3 protein-coding genes are annotated in these 3,108 nt (G+C 68.6%); 1 reads left to right on the forward strand and 2 read right to left on the reverse strand.

Going from position 1 to position 3,108, the window contains the following annotated elements:
* Positions 1-2,123 (forward strand): FdhF/YdeP family oxidoreductase (locus B3E91_RS03645; protein WP_287028435.1); only part of this gene is annotated, 2,123 nt, incomplete at its 5' end.
* A gap of 97 nt (positions 2,124-2,220) precedes the next feature.
* On the opposite strand, the gene B3E91_RS03650 is transcribed toward B3E91_RS03645, so the two are convergent.
* Positions 2,221-2,526, reverse strand: coding sequence for a hypothetical protein (locus B3E91_RS03650; RefSeq protein ID WP_273233689.1), 306 nt, complete (start codon positions 2,524-2,526; stop codon positions 2,221-2,223).
* A gap of 247 nt (positions 2,527-2,773) precedes the next feature.
* Positions 2,774-3,108, reverse strand: a 335-nt coding sequence (locus tag B3E91_RS03655; protein WP_287028436.1) for a TraX family protein, incomplete at its 5' end; no start/stop codon positions are given.

Here is a 3,108-nt window from a genome sequence, read left to right on the forward strand (position 1 = left end):
TGGTCAAGTTCTGCGAGAACGGCGCCAAGGCGGTCAACTGGGAAGCCACCAAGCGCCGCGTGGACGCCGCCTTCTTTGCCCGCTACAGCGTCAGCCAGCTGCGCGAGCAGAGCGACTACTGGCTCGAGTACCAGGGCCGGCTGACCCAGCCGATGCGCTACGACGCGGCCAGCGACCGTTACCTGCCGATCGGCTGGGACGCCGCCTTCGCCCTGATCGCCGAGCACCTGCACGCGCTGGAGAGCCCCGACCAGGCGGAGTTCTACACCTCCGGGCGGGCCAGCAACGAGGCCGCCTACCTCTATCAGCTGTTCGTCCGCGCCTACGGCACCAACAATTTCCCGGACTGCTCGAACATGTGCCACGAGGCCAGCGGCGTGGCCCTCGGGCAAAGCGTCGGGATCGGCAAGGGCAGCATGACCTTCGCCGACTTCGAGCATGCCGACGCCATCTTCGTGCTCGGCCAGAACCCCGGCACCAACCACCCGCGGATGCTCGAGCCGTTGCGTGAAGCGGTGCAGCGCGGCGCCCAGGTGGTCTGCTTCAACCCGCTCAAGGAGCGCGGCCTGGAACGCTTCCAGAACCCGCAGAACGTGGCGGAAATGCTCGCCAATGGCTCGGAACCGCTGAACACCGCGTTCTTCCGCCCGGCACTGGGCGGCGACATGGCGGCGGTCCGCGGCATGGCCAAGTTCCTCCTGCAGTGGGAGCGCGAGGCCCAGGCCAAGGGTGAGCCGGCGGTGTTCGACCACGCCTTCATCGCCGAGCACACCGACGGCATCGACGCCTACCTGGCCGAGCTGGATGCCACCTCCTGGGCGCAGATCGAGCAACAGTCCGGTCTCACCCTGGCGGAGATCGAGCAGTCCGCGCGCATGTACCGGCGCGCCGAGCGGGTAATCGTCTGCTGGGCGATGGGCATCACCCAGCACCGTCACTCGGTGCCGACCATCCAGGAAATCGTCAACCTGCAACTGCTGCGCGGCAACCTCGGCAAGCCCGGCGCCGGCCTCTGCCCGGTACGCGGCCACAGCAACGTGCAGGGCGATCGCACCATGGGCATCAACGACCGCCCGCCGGCGGCACTGCTCGATTCGCTGGAAAAGCGCTTCGCCTTCAGCGTCCCGCGGCACAACGGCCACAACACCGTGGAAGCTATCGAAGCGATGCTGGAAGGCCGCGCCCGGGTGTTCATCGGTCTGGGCGGCAACTTCGCCCAGGCCACGCCGGACAGCCCGCGCACCCACCAGGCGCTGCAACGCTGCGCCCTGACCGTGCAGATCAGCACCAAGCTCAATCGCAGCCACCTGACCCACGGCCGCGACGCGCTGATCCTGCCGTGCCTGGGCCGCACCGACATCGACCGCCAGGCCGGCGGCCCGCAAGCGGTGACGGTGGAGGACTCGTTCAGCATGATCCACGCCTCGTTCGGCCAGCTCGAGCCGCTGTCCGCCGAAATGCGTTCGGAGCCGGCCATCGTCGCCGGCATCGCCAAGGCCACCCTGGGCAACCATCCGGTGGACTGGGATGCGCTGATCGCCGACTACGGCCGCATCCGCGAGCTGATCGCCGATACGCTGCCCGGCTTCCAGAATTTCAACCGCCGCGTCGCCCATCCCGGCGGCTTCTACCTCGGCAACTCGGCCGGCGCGCGCAAATGGACCACCGCCAGCGGCAAGGCCAACTTCAAGGCCAACGTGCTGCCGGCGGACCTGGTGTCCGAGCGCATGCGCAAGAGCGGCGTGGCCCACGACCTGATCCTGCAGACGCTGCGCTCACACGACCAGTACAACACCACCATCTACGGCCTGGACGACCGTTACCGCGGCGTGCGCGGACAGCGCGAGGTGCTCTTCGTCAGCGCCGCGCAGATCGAGCGCCTGGGCTATCGGCCGGGGCAGAAGGTCGACATCACCTCGCTGTGGGACGACGGCATCGAGCGCACGGTGAAGGGTTTCACCCTGCTCGCCTTCGACATGCCGGACGGCCAGGCCGCGGCCTACTACCCGGAAACCAACCCGCTGGTGCCGCTGGACAGCTACGGCGATGGCAGCCACACACCGACCTCCAAGTTCATCGCCATCCGCCTGAAGCCGGCGGCGCAGAGCGCGCGGATCCTCTGATTCCGCCCGCCGGACACGACGACGCCGCGCAGAGCGGGCCCTGCGCGGCGTCATGTGAGTCCAGGCTGCCCTTGCGCGCGGCAAGGGCGAGGACGACTCAGGGGTTCAGGTAGTGCAGGCAGCTGGTGGACGCCTTGCCCAGGCGTTCCTTCATTTCCGGGGTCACGTCGCTGCCTTTCTTGTCCTGCATGGCCTGGATTTCCGCGCTGCTGAACTCCATCCCGACCTTTTCCGCCGCGCAGCCGCAATAGGCTTCGGCCTTGGCGGCCGGCACGTTGGCCTTGGCGCTGGTGACGCACTGGTTGGTGAATTCCTCTTTCGCACCGGCGGGCCACTGCGCGGCGGTGGCCGAGAAGGCCACGAACAGGGGTGCGGCGAAGGCGATCAAGCGGGCGTAACGCATGGTGCTGCTCCTTTTCTTGCGAAGGACGCGCGGCCGTCGGCCACTGGTTCCTGTTCTGAGGGCTACGCGGGCCGGGAGTTCCGCGTGATCGAGGGGCTCGGGTCGCTACCAGCGGTCCCCCGGGTAGACATCAGGCGCCGTCGGCGACTGACGGCCTGCGCTCCGCGAGCCCGGTACATGGCCCGGTGCGCAAAGCGCACCCTACACAAGCCGGTAGCGCCGAGTACAGGTACTTTTCATGCCGGCGCTAGAGCGCGCGAATGGCAGCCAGCAACAGGAAGTGCCCGGGGTAGAGCAGATACCCCCAGCGCGTCAGCGGCGCCACGGCGAAACCCGGCTCGCTGCGCAGCACCCGCAGCCCGAGTGCCGGAGCGATCAGGCACATGCCCAGCACCAGCAGGGCGAACGGCTGCAGGACGGCCGCTTCGGCGAACAGCGGCGGCCACCAGTTCACCGCCAGGCAGACCAACCCCGGCAGTGCCGCGCACCACAGCGGTCGGCGCAGCACCAGCAAACAGGCCGCCGGCAGCAGGGCCCCGACGGCGCCGAACATCAGCCAGCGGTCGCCGATGACGGCCAGTA

This window comes from Pseudomonas sp. UBA6310 (genome assembly GCF_002438225.1).
Lineage (GTDB): Bacteria > Pseudomonadota > Gammaproteobacteria > Pseudomonadales > Pseudomonadaceae > Pseudomonas_O > Pseudomonas_O kuykendallii.

Excerpts from the sequence above, each read along its gene's own strand:
- B3E91_RS03650 (WP_273233689.1), bottom strand. The coding sequence starts at position 2,526 with ATGCGTTACGCCCGCTTGATCGCCTTCGCCGCACCCCTGTTCGTGGCC.